Source organism: Streptomyces sp. NPDC012827, assembly GCF_042900905.1.
Lineage (GTDB): Bacteria > Actinomycetota > Actinomycetes > Streptomycetales > Streptomycetaceae > Streptomyces > Streptomyces gulbargensis.
In genome coordinates, this window is the sequence record NZ_JBIBBY010000005.1 from 1 (window position 1) to 17,067 (window position 17,067).

General features: G+C 72.8%; 15 protein-coding genes and 1 pseudogene. 6 read left to right on the forward strand and 10 right to left on the reverse strand.

Going from position 1 to position 17,067, the window contains the following annotated elements; translation table 11 throughout:
- A pseudogene (locus ACFY60_RS12325) lies at window positions 1-1,551 on the forward strand (AfsR family transcriptional regulator); the annotation flags it as partial.
- Window positions 1,552-1,569: 18 nt separating this feature from the next.
- On the opposite strand, the gene ACFY60_RS12330 reads toward ACFY60_RS12325, so the two are convergent.
- The 3 genes from ACFY60_RS12330 to panB form a co-directional block, all read right to left on the reverse strand.
- On the reverse strand, window positions 1,570-2,424 hold the full coding sequence (locus ACFY60_RS12330; protein WP_388611058.1) for an ABC transporter permease: 855 nt from the start codon (window positions 2,422-2,424) through the stop codon (window positions 1,570-1,572).
- On the reverse strand, window positions 2,421-3,422 hold the full coding sequence (locus tag ACFY60_RS12335; protein WP_388611060.1) for an ATP-binding cassette domain-containing protein: 1,002 nt from the start codon (window positions 3,420-3,422) through the stop codon (window positions 2,421-2,423). Before ACFY60_RS12335 ends, ACFY60_RS12330 begins: the two co-directional genes overlap by 4 nt.
- 132 nt (window positions 3,423-3,554) lie before the next feature.
- A complete protein-coding gene (gene panB / locus ACFY60_RS12340) occupies window positions 3,555-4,418 on the reverse strand; it encodes a 3-methyl-2-oxobutanoate hydroxymethyltransferase (RefSeq protein ID WP_388611062.1) in 864 nt (287 codons plus the stop codon).
- Window positions 4,419-4,789: 371 nt separating this feature from the next.
- Between panB and ACFY60_RS12345 the strand changes: the two genes are divergently transcribed.
- Both ACFY60_RS12345 and ACFY60_RS12350 read left to right on the forward strand, forming a co-directional pair.
- A complete protein-coding gene (locus tag ACFY60_RS12345; protein ID WP_388611063.1) occupies window positions 4,790-5,830 on the forward strand; it encodes an endonuclease/exonuclease/phosphatase family protein in 1,041 nt (346 codons plus the stop codon).
- 164 nt (window positions 5,831-5,994) lie between these two features.
- Complete coding sequence (locus ACFY60_RS12350; protein WP_388611065.1) at window positions 5,995-7,242, forward strand: MFS transporter; 1,248 nt, start codon at window positions 5,995-5,997, stop codon at window positions 7,240-7,242.
- A gap of 57 nt (window positions 7,243-7,299) precedes the next feature.
- On the opposite strand, the gene ACFY60_RS12355 is transcribed toward ACFY60_RS12350, so the two are convergent.
- On the reverse strand, window positions 7,300-9,135 hold the full coding sequence (locus tag ACFY60_RS12355; RefSeq protein WP_388611067.1) for an NAD+ synthase: 1,836 nt from the start codon (window positions 9,133-9,135) through the stop codon (window positions 7,300-7,302).
- 559 nt (window positions 9,136-9,694) lie between these two features.
- Between ACFY60_RS12355 and ACFY60_RS12360 the strand changes: the two genes are divergently transcribed.
- A complete protein-coding gene (locus ACFY60_RS12360; RefSeq protein ID WP_388611069.1) occupies window positions 9,695-10,435 on the forward strand; it encodes a DUF998 domain-containing protein in 741 nt (246 codons plus the stop codon).
- Complete coding sequence (locus ACFY60_RS12365) at window positions 10,432-11,241, forward strand: alpha/beta fold hydrolase (protein WP_388611071.1); 810 nt, start codon at window positions 10,432-10,434, stop codon at window positions 11,239-11,241. Before ACFY60_RS12360 ends, ACFY60_RS12365 begins: the two co-directional genes overlap by 4 nt.
- Window positions 11,242-11,256: 15 nt before the next feature.
- Here the strand turns inward: ACFY60_RS12365 and ACFY60_RS12370 are convergent, their stop codons facing one another.
- The 4 genes from ACFY60_RS12370 to ACFY60_RS12385 all read right to left on the reverse strand — a co-directional run bounded on the left by ACFY60_RS12370 (window position 11,257) and on the right by ACFY60_RS12385 (window position 13,596).
- Window positions 11,257-11,679: a CBS domain-containing protein gene (locus ACFY60_RS12370; protein WP_309051394.1), complete on the reverse strand. Its 423-nt coding sequence runs from the start codon at window positions 11,677-11,679 to the stop codon at window positions 11,257-11,259.
- Window positions 11,680-11,804: 125 nt separating this feature from the next.
- Window positions 11,805-12,434: a DUF305 domain-containing protein gene (locus ACFY60_RS12375; RefSeq protein ID WP_388611073.1), complete on the reverse strand. Its 630-nt coding sequence runs from the start codon at window positions 12,432-12,434 to the stop codon at window positions 11,805-11,807.
- On the reverse strand, window positions 12,431-13,105 hold the full coding sequence (locus ACFY60_RS12380; protein ID WP_388611074.1) for a DUF3105 domain-containing protein: 675 nt from the start codon (window positions 13,103-13,105) through the stop codon (window positions 12,431-12,433). Before ACFY60_RS12380 ends, ACFY60_RS12375 begins: the two co-directional genes overlap by 4 nt.
- 116 nt (window positions 13,106-13,221) lie before the next feature.
- Window positions 13,222-13,596 (reverse strand): hypothetical protein, encoded by a 375-nt coding sequence (locus ACFY60_RS12385; protein ID WP_309055225.1) that lies wholly within the window; start codon window positions 13,594-13,596, stop codon window positions 13,222-13,224.
- 247 nt (window positions 13,597-13,843) lie between these two features.
- Between ACFY60_RS12385 and ACFY60_RS12390 the strand changes: the two genes are divergently transcribed.
- Window positions 13,844-15,205 carry a glutamine synthetase family protein gene (locus tag ACFY60_RS12390; protein ID WP_388611075.1) on the forward strand — a complete coding sequence of 454 codons (1,362 nt, stop codon included), beginning with the start codon at window positions 13,844-13,846 and terminating at the stop codon, window positions 15,203-15,205.
- Between the two features lie 75 nt (window positions 15,206-15,280).
- Here ACFY60_RS12390 and ACFY60_RS12395 read toward each other — a convergent pair whose 3' ends face one another.
- Together ACFY60_RS12395 and ACFY60_RS12400 are read right to left on the reverse strand one after the other, a co-directional pair.
- A complete protein-coding gene (locus tag ACFY60_RS12395) occupies window positions 15,281-16,546 on the reverse strand; it encodes a tyrosine-type recombinase/integrase (RefSeq protein WP_388611076.1) in 1,266 nt (421 codons plus the stop codon).
- 82 nt (window positions 16,547-16,628) lie between these two features.
- Entirely contained in the window at window positions 16,629-16,853 is a 225-nt protein-coding gene (locus tag ACFY60_RS12400; RefSeq protein WP_388611078.1) for a helix-turn-helix domain-containing protein, read from the reverse strand.
- Window positions 16,854-17,067 lie beyond the last annotated feature (214 nt).

Here is a 17,067-nt window from a genome sequence, read left to right on the forward strand (position 1 = left end):
GAGTACGCGGGGGAGCGGCTGGACGAGGCGGGGGAGCGGTCCGCGACGGAGCGGCGTCACCTGACGTACTACCGGGAACTCGCCCGCACCACCGACCCCCGGCTCCGCGGCCACGGCCAGGTCGAGGCCATGACCCGTTTCGACACCGAGTACGGCAACCTGCGCACCGCCCTGCGCCGCGCCGTCGACGCCCGTGAGGAGGACGAGGCCCTGGTGCTCGTCCACTCCCTCCTCTGGTACTGGCAGATGCGCGACCTGCGCACCGACGCCCTGCACGGGGCGCGGGCCGCCGCCGCGCTCGGACCCGACCCGTTCACGCCGCCCGCCGCCCCCGTCGTACCGCTGCACGAGCCGTGCACGGCAGCGCCGCCCCCGCTGTCCGGGGAACAGCGCTGGGAGGCCCGGCGCGGGGTGCGGCTCGTGGAACTGCTCAACATGGACCACGACACCGGCCGCTGGACCACCCCCGAGGGCGTGCGCAGGCTCCGCGAGATGACCGCCGTCTACCGGCCGGGCCTGCCGCAGACCTGCCGCCTCCCCGGTTCCTTCGCCGTCTTCGCGGTGCTCCTCATCGGCGAGGCCGGCCGGCTGCGCGAGATCCTCGACGCGACCGTCGAGGCCTGCCGCCGCCACGGCTACGCGTGGGAGCTGGCCAACGCCCTCCAGCAGCGGGCCAACATGTTCGCCAACCGGGCCGACCTGGCGGCCGAGGCGAGCGCCGACGCCGACGAGAGCCTGGAGATCTTCGAACGCCTCGGGGACGCCTGGGGCGCCGCGGAGGCGCTGTCCTCCCGCGCCGAGGCCCACGAGCGCCTGCTCCGCTTCGAAGAGGCCGGCGCGGACTTCGCCGCCGCCATCGGCCACGCGGCGAAGCTCGGCGCCCAGTCCCAGATGGCGCTGCTGCGCGCCCGCTACGCCGACATCCTCATCGAGACCGGCCGGACGGCGGAGGGCGAGGCGATCCTGCGCGAGATCCTGGCCGGCGCGCACGGCCGCGGCCACGAACCCATGCTGGGCGCCCGCCTGTTCCTGGCCCTCGCCCTCGGCCGCACCGGACGGTACGCGGAGGCCCGCGAGCATCTCAACGCCCTGCGGGCCGAGTTCGGCTCCGCGACCCTCTCCCTCTTCGAGGGCTTCACCCTCGGCTGCCTGAGCTGGCTGGACAACCTGGAAGGGCGGTACGGTTCCGCGCTCGACCTGGCCGTGGAGGCGTACGGGCGCTCCCTGGACGCCCTGTCGATGATGGTCGCCCCGCAGATGCCCGCCGCCCACACGGTCTCCGCCGCCTGGGCGCTCGCCGGCCTCGGCGGCCCGGAGGCCCGGCTGGGGGCGGTGCTCCTCGGCGCCCGCGCCGGCTTCCTGCCCGACGGCCACCGGTCGCCCTCCCTGGAGCGGGAGAACGTGGAGAAGGCCACGGAGCTGAGCCGGAGCGTCCTCGGCGAGGCCGTCTTCGAGGCCGCGTACGCCGAGGGCGACGGCCTCTCCATGGAAGAGGCCGCCGCCCTGCTCGGACGCGCCGCCGACGCGATCAGAGCACGCGCCGAGTCCTGAAGCCCCCGGGGCCCGCCGTCAGGTCTTCCTGCGGAACTTGGACACCGCGAGCGGCGCCGTGACGAGGGTGATGACCAGCGCCCAGCCGAGCGTCATCCACACCGCGTGGGCGACGGGACCGCCGTTGATCAGGTTGCGGGCCGCGTCGGCCAGGTTCGACAGCGGGTTGTAGTCCGTGAAGGTCTCCAGCCAGCCCGGCATCGAGGTCGTCGGCGCGAAGATGGACGAGCCGAACTGGAGCGGCATGAGGACCAGCATGGCCATGCCCTGGACCGCCTGGGCCGTCTTCAGGGTGAGCCCGAGGAGGATGAAGATCCACATCAGCGAGGCGCCGAAGACCATCGACAGTCCGATCGCGGCCAGCAGGTGCAGGAACGAGGTGTGGATCTCCAGACCGAGCAGGAAGCCCATGCCGAGCAGGATCGCGGTGGCGATCAGCATCCGGCCGGCCTCCACGACGATCTTGGCGATCAGGACGGAGGACCGGGCGATCGGCATCGTCCGGAACCGGTCCATGACCCCCTTTTTGAAGTCGTCGTTGATGCCGACGCCCACGGCCATGGCGATGTTCATGCCCATCATCGCCATCAGGCCCGGCGTCACGTAGTTCACGTAGACGTCGTTGTTGCCCTTGCCGGCGATGGCGCCGCCGAAGACGTACACGAACAGCAGGATGAAGATGATGGGCATCATCACGGCGTCGAACATCGACTCCGGGTCCTGCTTGATCTGGAGGGCGTTGCGCCGGGCCAGGGCCGCGACGTGGCGGATGTTGGCCCGCAGGCCGATGCGGCCCTCGTCGTCGGCGGCGGACCGGGCCGGCGTACGGACCGGGGCGCCGGCGGGGGACTTGGTGACGGTGGTCGTGCTCATGCGGCGACCTCCTCGCTGATCGTGTCGGACGAGGCGGTGGCGGAGGTCCGCCGGCCCGTGATGGCCAGGAACACCTCGTCGAGGCTGGGCAGATGGGTGCCGATGTGGGCGATGCCGAAGCCGCGCGCGCCGAGCAGGGCGACGACGGCGGTCAGCTGCTGGTCGGTGAGGATGGGCACGTGGAGCGCGCCCTCGTCCGGTACGACGGTGGCGCCGGCGACCCCGTCGAGCCCGGTCTCGCGGAGCGCGGCGGCCATCGCGGGCACCTGGTCCGGGTCGGTCGGCCGGATCATCAGGGTGCGGCCGCCGACCTTCGCCTTCAGCTCGTCCACACCGCCGTTGGCGACGACCTTGCCGCGGTCGACCACGGTCAGCTCGCTCGCGAGCTGTTCCGCCTCCTCCATGTACTGGGTGGTCAGCAGCACGGTCACGCCCTCCGCGACCATCTGCCGGACCTCGTCCCAGACCTCGTTGCGGGTGCGGGGGTCGAGACCGGTGGTCGGCTCGTCCAGGTACAGGACGGCGGGCCGGCCGATCATCGAGGCGGCCAGGTCGAGACGGCGCCGCATGCCGCCGGAGTAGGTCATCGCGGGCCGCTTGGCGGCCTCCGTGAGCGAGAAGCGCTCCAGCATCCCGTCGGCCCGGCGGCGGGCGTCGGCGCGCGAGAGGTCGAGCAGGCGCCCGATCATGTACAGGTTCTCCCAGCCGGACAGCTTCTCGTCGACCGAGGCGTACTGGCCGGTCAGTCCGATGGTGCGGCGCAGCTGTCGGGGCTGGCGCACCACGTCGTACCCGGCGACGGTCGCCGTCCCGGCGTCCGGGACGAGGAGCGTGGACAGGCAGCGGACCAGGGTGGTCTTCCCGGCGCCGTTCGGCCCGAGGACCCCGAGGACGGTGCCCTCCCGCACGTCCAGGTCGACCCCGTCGAGGGCCTTCGTCGCGCCGAAGTGCTTCACGAGGCCCCGGACCTCGACGGCGTTGGTGTGTGATCGCGTCATGCCCTCAGGAAACAGGCACCCACCGACAGGCCCCCGACAAACGACCGACAGCACCCCCACACCGTCCGACACCCCGCCCACAAGGCCGACAGCCCGCCGGCGAGGGGCCGGCGGGCTGTCGGGGGAGGCGGATCAGTGGAAGGTGTGCTCCTCGGCGGGGAACGCCCCGCCGGTGACGTCCTCGGCGAAGGCACGGGCCGCGTCCCCGAGCGTCGCCCGCAGATCGGCGTACTGCTTGGTGAACCGCGGCACCTTGCCGCCGGTCAGACCCGCCATGTCGGTCCAGACGAGGACCTGCGCGTCGGTGCCGGCACCGGCGCCGATGCCGATGGTCGGGATGTGCAGCGAACGCGTGACCTCGGCGGCCAGCTCGGCCGGGACCAGCTCCAGGACCACCGCGAACGCGCCGGCGTCCTGGGCCGCCTTGGCGTCGCGGAGCAGCTGGTGCGCGGCTTCGTCGGAGCGGCCCTGGACCCGGTAGCCCATGGTGTTCACGGACTGCGGGGTGAGGCCCAGGTGGGACATGACCGGGATGCCGGCCTGTACGAGCAGTTCGGTCTGCGGCAGCGAACGCTCGCCGCCCTCCAGCTTGATCGCGCCGACGCCGCTCTCCTTGACCAGCCGCGTGGCGTTGCGCAGGGCCTGGACGGGCCCTTCCTGGTACGAGCCGAAGGGGAGGTCGCCGACGACGAGGGCGCGCCTGGTGCCCCGGACGACGGCGGCGGACAGCAGGGCCATCTCGTCCATCGTGACGGGCACGGTGGTGTCGTAGCCGAGGTGACAGTTGCCCATGGAGTCACCGACGAGGATCACCGGGATGCCGGCCTCGTCGAAGACGGAGGCGGTCATCGCGTCGTAGGCGGTGAGCATGGGCCACTTCTCGCCGCGGACCTTGGCGGCGGCGATGTCGTGGACGGTGATACGGCGGGTGCCCTTCCCCCCGTACAGCGCCTTGCTGCTGTCGGCGGGCGGTTTCTGGGCAGCCTGAAGCGTCATGGTGCACGGCTCCTTGTGTCATCTCGAGGCGCCCTGACGGCGTCCCCGGACCACGTCCATGGTGGCACTTGGTCGGCCGGGCGGGAAAGTGGGCCGGAGTGGCGCTGTTCACACCCGTGACACACCGTGTCCGCGCCGGCGGCCGGCCGCGGCCGACGGGGCAGGGGGGACGGAGGGGTACGAATGTGCGGGTTCTGTCACAGCCGCCCGGACCGCGCCACCTGCAGGAACCCCGGCACGGGGGTGTGTCGTCCCTGGGGGAGTACGGCGGTCCCGGAGATCCCCTAGGGTCGACGTCGGGCACGGAGTACGACGCAGTAGGCAGTACGACGCCGCCGGCACGGCCGGTGGCTAGGCAGTGAGGACGGGCGATGGCGCGGGTGGACATGACGGGGACCGACGGACGCGGCGGAGGAAGCGGGCACCCCGGCTTCCGGGCCGGCTCCGGGACCCGCTCACGGGCCCTCCTGGACCGTCTGCGCCACGACCGCGGGATCTGGCGCCGCGGCGTCCTCCTGGCCCTCACCGCGCTCGTGCTGACCCTCCTGATGGTCTTCCACGCCGAGATCCCCAACCGGGTCGGCAACCTCGGCAGCCTCACCGAGACGTTCCTGCCCTGGCTCGGCCTCTTCCTGCCGGTCCTCCTCGTCCTCGCGCTGCTGCGCCGCTCCGCCACCGCGCTGATCGCGCTGCTGCTCCCCGTGGTGGTCTGGCTGAATCTCTTCGGCGGTCTCGTCGCCGACAAGTCGGCCGGGGGCGGTGACCTCACCGTCGCCACCCACAACGTGAACGCCGACAACCCGGACCCCGAGGGCACCGCCCGCCGGCTCGCCGCCTCGGGCGCCGACGTGCTGGCCTTGGAGGAGCTGAAGGGCGACATGGTCCCGGTCTACGAGCGGGAGCTCGCCGAGGCCTACCCGCACCACTCCGTGCAGGGCACGGTCGGCCTGTGGAGCAAGCTGCCGCTGCGCGGCGCCGAGCCGGTCGACATCCACATGGGCTGGACCCGGGCCATGCGGGCCGAGGTCATGACCTCCAAGGGGGCGGTCCGGGTGTACGTCGCCCACCTCCCCTCCGTACGGGTCAAGCTGAACGCCGGCTTCACCGCCAACCAGCGCGACACCAGTGCCAACGCCCTCGGCGAGGCCATCGCGGCCGACCGCAACGCGCGGGTCGTCCTCCTCGGAGACCTCAACGGCACCATGAACGACCGGGCGCTCAACGCGGTCACCTCGCAGATGCGGTCCACGCAGGGCGCGGCCGGCGACGGCTTCGGCTTCAGCTGGCCGGCCTCGTTCCCGATGGCCCGGATCGACCAGATCATGGTGCGGGGCGGTGAGCCGATGGCCTCCTGGACGCTGCCGGAGACGATGAGCGACCACCTCCCGGTCGCCGCGCGCATCGGTTTCTGACGCCGGGGGGCGGCCGAACCGGTCCGGGTCCTCGGGGGAGGGGAGCGGGACGGGCGCCCCCGGTCCGAAACCTCCCCTTCATCCCCCGGAAGCCGGCGGGAACATTTCTCCTGCGAGACTTTGTTCCGTCGAAGAACTTACTTCCGGAAAGGCCCCCTCCCCTCATGCCCCTGGCCCTGCTCGCGCTCGCCGTCTCCGCCTTCGGCATCGGCACCACCGAGTTCGTGATGATGGGCCTCCTGCCCCATGTCGCCGACGACCTCGGCACCTCCGTCCCCACCGCGGGCCACCTCGTCTCGGCCTACGCCCTCGGCGTCGTCGCCGGCGCCCCGCTGCTCACCGCCCTCGGCTCCCGCGTCCCCCGCAAGCGGATGCTCCTGCTCCTGATGGCGCTGTTCACCGTCGGCAACCTCGCCTCCGCCCTCGCCCCCGGCTTCGGCTGGCTCGTCGCCGGCCGGGTCCTCGCCGGGCTCCCGCACGGCGCCTTCTTCGGCGTCGGCGCCGTCGTCGCCGCCCGGCTCGTCCGCGAGGACCGGCAGGCGCGGGCGGTCGCCACGATGTTCCTCGGCCTGACCGTCGCCAACATCCTCGGCGTACCGGCCGCCACCCTCCTCGGACAGCACCTCGGCTGGCGGGCCACCTTCCTCGTCGTCACCGTGATCGGCCTGGTCGCCCTCGCCGCGCTCGCCCGCCTCGTGCCGTACGTGCCCGTCGACGAGCGCCAGAGCCTCGGCCGCGAGCTGCGCGCCCTGCGCCGCCCGCAGGTGCTGCTGGGGCTGCTCACCGCGGTCTTCGGCTTCGCCGGGGTCTTCGCGGTCTACTCGTACCTCGCCTCGATGACGACCGAGGTCATGGGCTTCGGCGAGTCCACCGTCACGGTCGTCCTCGCCCTCTTCGGCATCGGCATGACCGGCGGGGCGCTCGCCGCCGGTACGCTCACCGACCGGGCACTGCGCCCGACGCTCTACGGCTCGCTCGCCGCCCTCGCGCTCACCCTGGTCGCCTTCCGCTTCACCGTGCACGTGCCCTGGCTGGCCCTGGTGACCGTGGTCGTCCTCGGCGCGGTCGGGTTCATGACCACCACCCCGCTCCAGATGCTGGTCATGAACAAGGCCAAGGACGCCCCGACCCTCGCCTCGGCCTCCAACCACTCCGCCTTCAACCTCGCCAACGCGGGCGGCGCCTGGGCCGGCGGCGCCGCGATCGCCGCCGGCTGGGGCTGGACCTCCCCGGCCCTCGTCGGCGCGGTCCTCGCCGCCGTGGGCCTCGCGATCGCGGTCCTCGCGGGGGTGCTCGACCGCAGGCCCTCCGCGTCGGGTACGGAGAGGGAGGCGTCCCGCGTCGTCACGGGAAGCCGGCTCGCCGACGCCGAACCGGAGGCGGCCGCGACCCCGTCGCCGTCCCGGGCGTAGGCCGGCGAGGGGCCGGCCGTCCGGGCGCGGGGTCGATCCGGCCGTCCGTCCCCTGCCCTACCCGGCGGTCCGGTCGGGCCCCGTCACCGGCTCCGAGCCGGGGGAGGACCCCACGCCCGTCCCCGGCCGGGAGGGCGTCTCGTGCCAGCGGTTCGTGATCGGCAGGCGCCGGTCCTTGCCGAAGCCCTTCGCCGAAATCTTGGTGCCCGGCGGGTACTGGCGCCGCTTGTACTCCGCGGTGTCGACCATCCGCAGCGTCCGCGCGACCAGCTCCTCGTCGAAACCGGCCGCCACGATCGCGTCCTTGCCCCGGTCGCCGTCCACGTACAGGGCGAGGATCCGGTCGAGGATCTCGTAGTCCGGCAGCGAGTCCGTGTCGACCTGCCCCGGGCGCAGCTCCGCGCTCGGCGGCTTCGTGATCGAGTTCTCCGGGATCGGCGGGACCTGGCCGCGCTCCTCGGCCGCCCGGTTGCGCCAGCGCGCGAGGCGGAAGACGTCCGACTTGTACACGTCCTTGATCGGCCCGTAGGCGCCGACGGCGTCCCCGTAGAGCGTGGAGTAGCCGACGGCCAGCTCCGACTTGTTGCCGGGCGCGAGGACGAGGTGCCCCTCCTGGTTGGAGATCGCCATCAGGGTCGTGCCGCGCAACCGCGCCTGGAGGTTCTCCTCGGCGAGTCCGGTCAGGCCCAGCGATTCCATGAAGGCGTCGAACATCGGCGCGATCGGCACGGTGCGGAAGTTCAGCCCGGTGCGCCGGGCGAGTTCCGCCGCGTCGGCGCGCGAGTGCTCCGAGGAGTACGCGGACGGCATCGAGACCCCGTACACGTGCCGGGCCCCGAGCGCGTCACAGGCGATCGCCGCGACGAGCGAGGAGTCGATGCCCCCGGAGAGGCCGACCAGCACCGAGCGGAAACCGTTCTTCGCCACGTACGCGCGCAGCCCGATGACGAGCGCCGAGTAGACCTCCTCGTCGTCGTCCAGGCGGTGCGCGTAGCCGCCGGTCAGCTCCGGCTCGTACGGGGGCAGCGGTTCCCCGGCCGGCCCCGCCAGGACCACCCGGTCGATCCGCAGCCCGTCGTCGACCGTTCCCTCCCGGGCCCGGGGATCCGCCGCCGGCAGCTCCAGGTCGAGGATCACGCTCCCCTCGACGAACTGCGGGGCCCGCGCGATCACCTCGCCCGCCGCGTCCACGACGAGGGAGTCCCCGTCGAAGACCAGCTCGTCCTGACCGCCCGTCGACGCCAGATAGGCCGTCGTGCACCCGGCCTCCCGGGCCCGCCGGCGGACCAGTTCCAGCCGCGTGTCGTCCTTGTTCCGCTCGTACGGGGAGGCGTTCACCGACAGGAGCAGCCCGGCCCCCGCGCTGCGCGCGGCCGGGACCCTGCCCCCGTCCTGCCACAGGTCCTCGCAGATGGCGAGGGCCACGTCGACGCCGTGGACGCGGAGGACCGGCAGCGTGTCGCCCCGCACGAAGTAGCGGTACTCGTCGAAGACGCCGTAGTTGGGCAGGTGGTGCTTGGCGAAGCGCAGCACCACCTCGCCGCGGTGGAGCACGGCGGCGGCGTTCTCCGGCGACCCGGCCGGCCTGCCGAGCCGGGGCTCGGCCCGCTCGGAACGGTCCAGGTAGCCGACGACGACCGGCAGCTCCCCGAACCCCTCCTCCGCGAGCCGCCGGGCGAGCCCGGCGAGGGCCGCGCGGGACGCCTCCACGAAGGAGGGACGCAGGGCCAGGTCCTCGACGGGGTAACCGGTCAGCGCCATCTCGGGGAACGCGACGAGATGCGCGCCCTGCCCGGCGGCGTGCCGGGTCCAGTGCAGGACCGCCTCGGCGTTCCCGGCGATGTCTCCGACGGTCGAGTCGATCTGATTCAGGGCGAGGCGTAGTTGCGGCACGCGGCCCAGTCTAATCGTCAATTCGACGCTATGTCCTGCGGACGGCTGCGGGGAGGGGGGCGGCGGGCTCTTGGGCGGGGCCCGTCGGGGGCCGGGCGGGCAGCCCGAGGACGAGCAACCGGTGCGTAAGGGCCCCATGACGGCCGGAGACATTCGGGCGCGGGGCGGCCGGGCTGGGGCCCCGGCGACGGTACCGGTCACGGCCCCGGTCCCGGTCCTCGCCCGGTGAGGACCTCGGCCCGCCCCGGTGATGGTCCCGGCCCTGGTCCCGGCCCGGTGAGGACCTCGGCCGCCCCGGTGACGGTCCCGGCCCGGCGATGGTCCCGCCCCCGTGACGACCCTGGCCTCGCCCCCGTGGTGGTCGCGGCCCAACCCCGTGACGGTCCCGGTCCCGGCCCCGTACCGACCCCCGGCCCCGGCCCCGGGGCAACCCCCGACCACGTCCCCGTGGCGCCCCTGCCCCGGTCCCCGTGACGATCCCCGGTCCCAGGGCCGGGGCGGCCGTCCGGCCCCGGGACCGCAGGGGAACCTTTCCGGGAGGCCGGGCGTCTGTCCCACCATGCCCGGGAATGTCACGCGCACCGCCGCCGTCGCCCTGTCCCTCGGCGCGCTCGCGTACACCGCCTGGGTTCTCGACATCGTCCTCGGCAGCGGTCCGGACCCCGTCCGCGGCTACGTCTCCGAGCTCGCCGCAGAGGATCAGCCCTTCGGCGGCTTCTTCCGCGCCGCCGACCGGACGGCCGGGTTCCTGGTCCTCGCGGGCGCGCTCGCCGGGCTTCTCGCCACCCTGCGCCGCCGCACCGCCCCGCCGCCCCCGGCGGGCGTCCCGTCCTGGGCGCGGCGCCCCGACCGCGCCTCCGGGACGGCCTGGTCCGTCGCCGGCTGGGCCGCCCTCGCGGTCTTCGGAGCCGCCACCGTCGCCGACTCCTGGCTGCCGCTGAGCTGCGCGCCCACCACCGACCCGGCGTGCGCCGCACGCGAGGCCGCCGGGGCCGTGCCCGCCACCCACGCGGCCCACGCCGTCAGTTCGGGCCTGGCCACGACCGGGGCGGTCGTCGCGATGATCCTGCTGACGGCCGCCGCCCGCCGCCACGGCCGGTGGGGCACCCTCGCCCGTACCGGTGCGGTCGTCCTGGCCCTGGAACTCGCCGTCACCGCCTGGACCCTGGCCGCCGTCACCGCCCACGAGGCCGGAACCGGGAACTGGGCCCTCGGCCTCGCCCAGCGCCTCCAGGTCCTCCTGGTGGCCCTGTGGCTCGCCGTCCTCGCCCGCGCGCTCCACCGGGAGCGGCGGCCATGACCTTCGTACGCCTCCACGGAGTGGCCCACCACGTGGCCGTCGACGGCGCCGGGCCGGTGTGCGTCCTCTCCGCCGGACTGGGCATGAGCTGGTTCGACTGGGACCCGGTCGTGGAACTCCTCGCCCCGCACCGTACGGTCGTACGCTTCGACCGCCCCGGCCACGGCCTCTCGCAGGCGGCCACCGCGCCGCCCACGCTCGCGGGCGAGGCGGACCGGATCGCCGCGCTCCTCGACGCCCTCGGTCTGCCCGGGCCCGCCACGGCCGTCGGCCACTCGATCGCCGGCTTCCACGCCGAGGCCTTCGCCCGCCTGCACCCCGGCCGGGCCGCCGGGCTCGTCCTGCTCGACTCCTCCGTGGAGGAACGTCCCCGGCCGTCCCGCTGGGCCGGCGCCGCGCGCCCGCTCGGCGCGGTCCTCGCCGCCGCAGGCCTCCCGGCCGCGCTCGGTCCCGCCGTCCGCCGCCTCGCCGTACGCCACGACCCGGCACCGCCCGCGCTCCTGCGGCGCGTCTACCGCACCTCGCGGGTGCTGCGCGGCACCCTCCTGGAGAACGCCCGCTACGGGGCCGTCGCCGCCGAACTCCTGGCCCTGCGCGAGGCCCGGCCGCTACCGCCCGGCCTGCCCGTCACCGTCCTCGCCGCCCCCGACGGCTCCGCCCGCTGGGAACGGCGCCAGCGCGCGCTGGCCCGGCGGCTCGGCGCCCGCTACGAGGCGGCCGAACCGTCGGGCCATCTGGTCATGCTCGACGCCCCGGACGCGGTGGCCCGGGCGATCCTCGGCACCCCCTGGCTCCAGGAGCCCTGAGGAGGGCAGGAGCGGTCAGGAGGAGGCGGCGTACACGCTCGCGCAGAACGCCTTGATCTGGTCGTCCGAGAGCTGCCGTGCCAGGTCGGCCTCGCTGATCATCCCGACGAGCCGCTTGTTCTCGATGACGGGCAGCCGGCGGATCTGGTGGCCCTGCATCTCGTCCAGGACCTCCTCCACGTCCGCGCCCGCGTCGATCCAGCGCGGGGTGCCCTTCGCCATCTCCCCACAGGTCACCTTGGACGGATCGTGGCCCATGGCCACACAGCCCACCACGATGTCGCGGTCCGTGAGGATGCCGCAGAGGCGCTCGTTCTCGTCGGCGATGGGGAGCGCGCCCACGTTCAGGTCCCGCATCCGCTGCGCCGCCCGGTCGAGCGTCTCGTGTGCCGGGATCCACTCGGCCCCGGGGTGCATGATGTCCTTCGCCGTGGTCATGGGGTGCGTGCCTTTCGTCGAACGTCGTCGTACGTACGTCCCCGAGCCCCCTCATTGTGGGCGCGCGCCACGGCCCCCGCGACCGCAGCGGGTCACGGGGGCCGTCGTCCGAACGGCGGCGCGCGCTACGCCCCGCGCTTCCTCAGCATGTCGGCCATCAGCCTGATCTCGGACTCCTGGGCGTCGACCATGCCCTGGGCGAGATTCCGCTCGACCTCCACCGTGCACGCGCGCACACAGCCCTGGGCCATGTGCACGCCGCCCTTGTGGTGGGCGGTCATCAGCTTCAGATAGAGGATCTCCGCCTCCCGGCCGGACGCCCGCCGCAACTCCTCCAGTTGCGTCTTCGTCGCCATGCCGGGCATGTACGCCCCGTCCTTCGGGCCGCTGTCGCCGTGCCCGCCCATGCCCATCCAGGTCATCGGCTCGACACCCGACTCCACCTTCGGCAGCCCCCACAGGTCGAGCCAGCCGAGCATCATGCCCCGCTGGTTGGCCTGCGTGTTGGCGATGTCGTACGCGAGCCGGCGGACCGCCTCGTCGCGGGTGCGGTCCCGGACGATGAACGACATCTCGACGGCCTGCTGGTGGTGCACCGACATGTCCCGGGCGAACCCGGCGTCGGCCGAGGCCGACGCCGGGGTGCGCGGGGCGTCCTCCTCCTCGCCCGAGGCGACCGTCACGGCGCCCCCCGCGAAGAGGAGCGCCGCGGCCACGGCGGCGACCGAGGCCAGCTGCGTACGGTTCGGCCTCACTGGCCCATCCCCGCGCCGGCCGCCCCGTCGGCGCCCACCCCGCCGGTGCAGGCGGCGCCCGGCTCGGGCGTCTGCGGGCCCTTCACGTACTTGGTGAAGAAGGCGTCGACCCGCGGGTCGTCCGCGCCGTCCACGGTCACCTGCTTGCCCCAGGCGGACAGCATGATCGCGCCCGGCTGGTCGTCGACCGGGCTCATCAGCGTGTACGTGGTGCCGTCGACCTTCTTCTCCAGCTTCTCCACGTCGGCGGCGGAAGCCTTCTTGCTGTAGGTCACCCAGACGGCGCCGTGCTCCAGCGAGTGCACGGCGTTGGTCTCCGGGATCGGCTTCTTGTAGACGTCGCCGTCGCAGTTCATCCAGACCGGGTGGTGGTCCCCGCCGACCGGCGGCTTGGTGTCGTACTTCACCGGGGTCTCGACGTGGTTGCGGCCCAGCTTCTTCGGGTCCCAGGACTTCTCGGCCGCGATGGGGGCCTTCGCCGCGGCTTCCTTCGCGGCGTCCTCGTCGGCCTTCTTCTTCAGCACGACGGTTCCGAAGCCGACGAGGCCGAGGACCACGACGGAGGCGATGCCGATGGTGAGGATGCGGTTGCGGCGCTCGCGGGCCTGCTCGGCGCGGCGCATCTCCTCTATTCGGGCGCGGCGGTCGGCGTTGGAGCGGTTGGCGGCCATGGTGGTGTCGTCCTTCTTCGCATGTGGGGTGGTGTTCGGGGGTGAACCTGTCGGGGGCGTGCCCCTGGGGTGCCGTGTCGACCCGGCCGGAGCCCGGCAGGATCGGCGTGACACCCCTAGGTCCGGAGAACCTGAAGGACGTGCAGGTCCGGCGCGCGGGGCGGGGGCCCCGGACTCCGGGACGTTCCGGCACCGGCCGGCTCGCCGGCGCGCGGCAGCCGGTCCTCCGCGTGCTGCGGCGGATCCAGCGGGGGCGCGCTCAGCACCGCCGGGCTGGGGGAGGGGAAGAGGGAGCAGTCGCCCCGGTCGTACGGACAGACGTACGCCGGAGGTTCCGGCGACACCGTGGCGACACCGGGCACGGCCGTGACCGCCCGGACGGCGGAGACCCGCTCGGCGGTGTGACCGGCGTGCCCGCCCGGGACCGCGCCCGCGCCCAGACAGACGAAGAGCGCGGCGAGGAGCGTCGCCACGGCACTCGCCAGTGCCATGGGACGCGCGTACCGGGACAGGCGTTCGAGCCGTGGGGCCCCCATGGGCGCAGATCGTAGTGGGCGCGGGCCCTGTGTGGGCCGAACGGGGTACGACTTCCGCCTCCCCTCCGTTACCTCGGTCACAGCCGAGCGGGCAGTATGGGGGTGCAACGTGCGCGAAACCATGTGGTGGGATGCTCAGGTGCCCCCGGTGTGCCCGAGACGGTGGGAGCAGGCGGCCTGACCAGCGAGGATGGGTGTGGAAATGGACAAGCAGCAGGAATTTGTGCTCCGTACGCTCGAGGAGCGCGACATCCGGTTCGTGCGCCTGTGGTTCACCGACGTGCTCGGCTTCCTGAAGTCGGTCGCCGTCGCCCCCGCCGAGCTCGAGCAGGCCTTCGACGAGGGCATCGGCTTCGACGGCTCCGCGATCGAGGGCTTCGCCCGCGTCTACGAGTCCGACATGATCGCCAAGCCGGACCCGGGCACCTTCCAGATCCTGCCCTGGCGCGCCGAGGCGCCCGGCACCGCCCGCATGTTCTGCGACATCCTCATGCCCGACGGCTCGCCGTCCTTCGCCGACCCCCGCTACGTCCTCAAGCGGGCCCTCGCGAAGACCTCCGACCTGGGCTTCACCTTCTACACCCACCCCGAGATCGAGTTCTTCCTGCTGAAGGACAAGCCGCTCGACGGCAGCCGGCCCACCCCGGCCGACAACTCGGGCTACTTCGACCACACCCCGCAGAACGTGGGCATGGACTTCCGCCGCCAGGCCATCACGATGCTCGAATCGATGGGCATCTCGGTGGAGTTCTCCCACCACGAGGGCGCCCCGGGCCAGCAGGAGATCGACCTGCGCTACGCTGACGCGCTCTCCACGGCCGACAACATCATGACCTTCCGCCTCGTCATGAAGCAGGTGGCGCTGGAGCAGGGCGTGCAGGCCACGTTCATGCCGAAACCGTTCTCCGAGTACCCGGGCTCGGGCATGCACACCCACCTCTCCCTCTTCGAGGGCGACCGCAACGCCTTCTACGAGTCGGGCGCCGAATACCAGCTCTCCAAGGTCGGCCGCTCCTTCATCGCCGGCCTCCTCCGCCACGCCGGCGAGATCTCCGCCGTCACCAACCAGTGGGTCAACTCCTACAAGCGCATCTGGGGCGGCTCCTCCCGCACCGCCGGCTCGGGCGGCGAGGCCCCCTCGTACATCTGCTGGGGCCACAACAACCGCTCCGCCCTCATCCGCGTCCCCATGTACAAGCCGGGCAAGACGGGCTCCTCCCGCGTCGAGGTCCGCTCCATCGACTCCGGCGCCAACCCCTACCTGACCTACGCCGTCCTCCTCGCCGCCGGCCTCAAGGGCATCGAGGAGGGCTACGAACTCCCGGCGGGCGCCGACGACGACGTCTGGGCCCTCTCCGACTCCGAACGCCGCGCCATGGGCATCGAACCCCTCCCGCAGAACCTCGGCGAGGCCATCGCCCTGATGGAGCGCAGCGAACTGGTCGCGGAGACCCTGGGGGAGCACGTCTTCGACTTCTTCCTCCGCAACAAGAAGCAGGAGTGGGAGGAGTACCGCTCCGAGGTCACGGCCTTCGAGCTCCGGAAGAACCTGCCGGTGCTGTAGCCGCAGGTCGGAGCAGGTAGAGCCCGGAACTGAGGCTGAGGGCCGACGGTGACGAACCGTCGGCCCTCAGCCGCCTCACCGGGCCTGGGCCGTCCCTGGGCCGTCCGGCGTCGAACCGGGGCCCTCGTAGAGCCCGTCCACGGCCCGGCGGGCCCTCCCGTCGCTGCTCGGCATCAGGTGCGTGTAGACCCGGAGCGTGAACCCGGGGTCGCCGTGACCGAGGTACGAGCTGAGCGCCTTGATGTTCTCGCCGGCGTCGAGGAGGACGGACGCGTAGAAGTGCCGCAGCGCGTGCATTCCGTGCTCGCGGGCCGCCTGATGCCGCTCGCCTTCCTCGGGTTCCGGAATGACGCCGGCCTGGACGAGGGCGGGCTTCCACACGCGGGTGTTGAAGTCGGTCCGGCGCACGGCGCCGCCGCCCGTGAGCGAGAAGTACAGCCGCTTCGGGACGAGCGGCCCGTCCGGCTTCAGCCACGGCAAGTGGACGTCAACGGGCGGGAATTCCTCAGCGTGCTCACGGAGAACGCGGGCGACTTGGCGGGGGAGCGGGACGTCCCGCTCCTTTCCGCGCTTCGGCGGTCCGAAGACGAGATGCCCGTTGACGACCTTCACCTGATTCGCGATGTGGAGCCATCCGGTGTCGAACCTGACGTGTTCCTCGGCCAGGCCGAAGATTTCGCCCTGTCGGAGACCGCAGCCGCCGCCGATGTCGACCATCGCCTGATAGCGCTTCGGGAGCGCCGAGCGAACAGCGAACACCCGCTCCGATGTCCACGGCCTCACCCGCGGCTCGACGGGCGCCGGCGGCCGGACCGAACGGGACTTGCATGGGTTCTTGGCGAGCAGCTCGTCATCCACGGCCGCGGCGAGCACGGCGGAGACGCTGGCGAAGATGACCCGGCGGTATGAGGAGACAGGCAGGGGTTTCTCCAGCGCCGCGAGCCACTCGCGGATGTGCTCAGGCCGGAACGAGTCGATGGGCCGCGCCCCGAGGTACGGGAACGCGTGCAGGCGGAGGTGGACGCCGACCGTCGTGCGGGTCGTCGGATCCGTCGTCTGGGAGGCGAGCCACTTCTCGCCGTACTGCCGGAACGTGATCCGGCCAGCGGACGGGTCGATGTACTGCCCCCGGGACATGTCGGCCTCGATGGTGGAGAGCCACTTCTCCGCGAGCCGCTTCTGCTTGTCCGGGAAGCTCTTGGACTTCTCCGTACCGTCGGGGCCGACGTAGCGGGCCCGGTAGCGCAGGCCGGTGCCATAGCGGTCGGACTTGACTCGACGCTCCTTGCCGTCGGCGTCGGTCTCGGTCTTGTACCAGCGGTCCTGGACGTGGCCGGCCATAGGTGGCTGTGGTTCCTTTCGAGGTACGGGAAAGGCCCGTGCCGCCCCACGACGGGGTCGGCACGGGCCTGTGAGCGGGTGGTCAGGCGGCGGCGTCGAGCTCGCTCTGCTCGGCGACCCACGCCTGGACGGCGACGGGGTCGTACCGGACGTGCCGGCCAACGCGGAATCCGGGCGGGCCGGTGCGCTGCTTGCGCCAGTGGTAGACGGTCTCCAGGGGGACTTCGAAGAGAGCGGCGATGTCCTCAGGGGTGAGGTACCGGGCGGGGAGGTTGGTGATGGGCTGGGGCGTCCTGGCGGTGGCCATCAGGCTCCTTCGGCTCGGTCCGGGGTGCTGGAAACCCCGGGAAGTGCTGACAGAACTGACAGAACCTCTCCGTGTTGCCTCTGACCTGCCGCTTTGGCCACTTCGGCCGCTGTGACAAAACCTCAAAAAACTCTGACAGAACCTCGAAAACCTAGGTTCTGTCAGGCCGGGCCGCCTGCCCGGCGGGGAGGTTTTTTGAGTTCTGTCAGAGTTT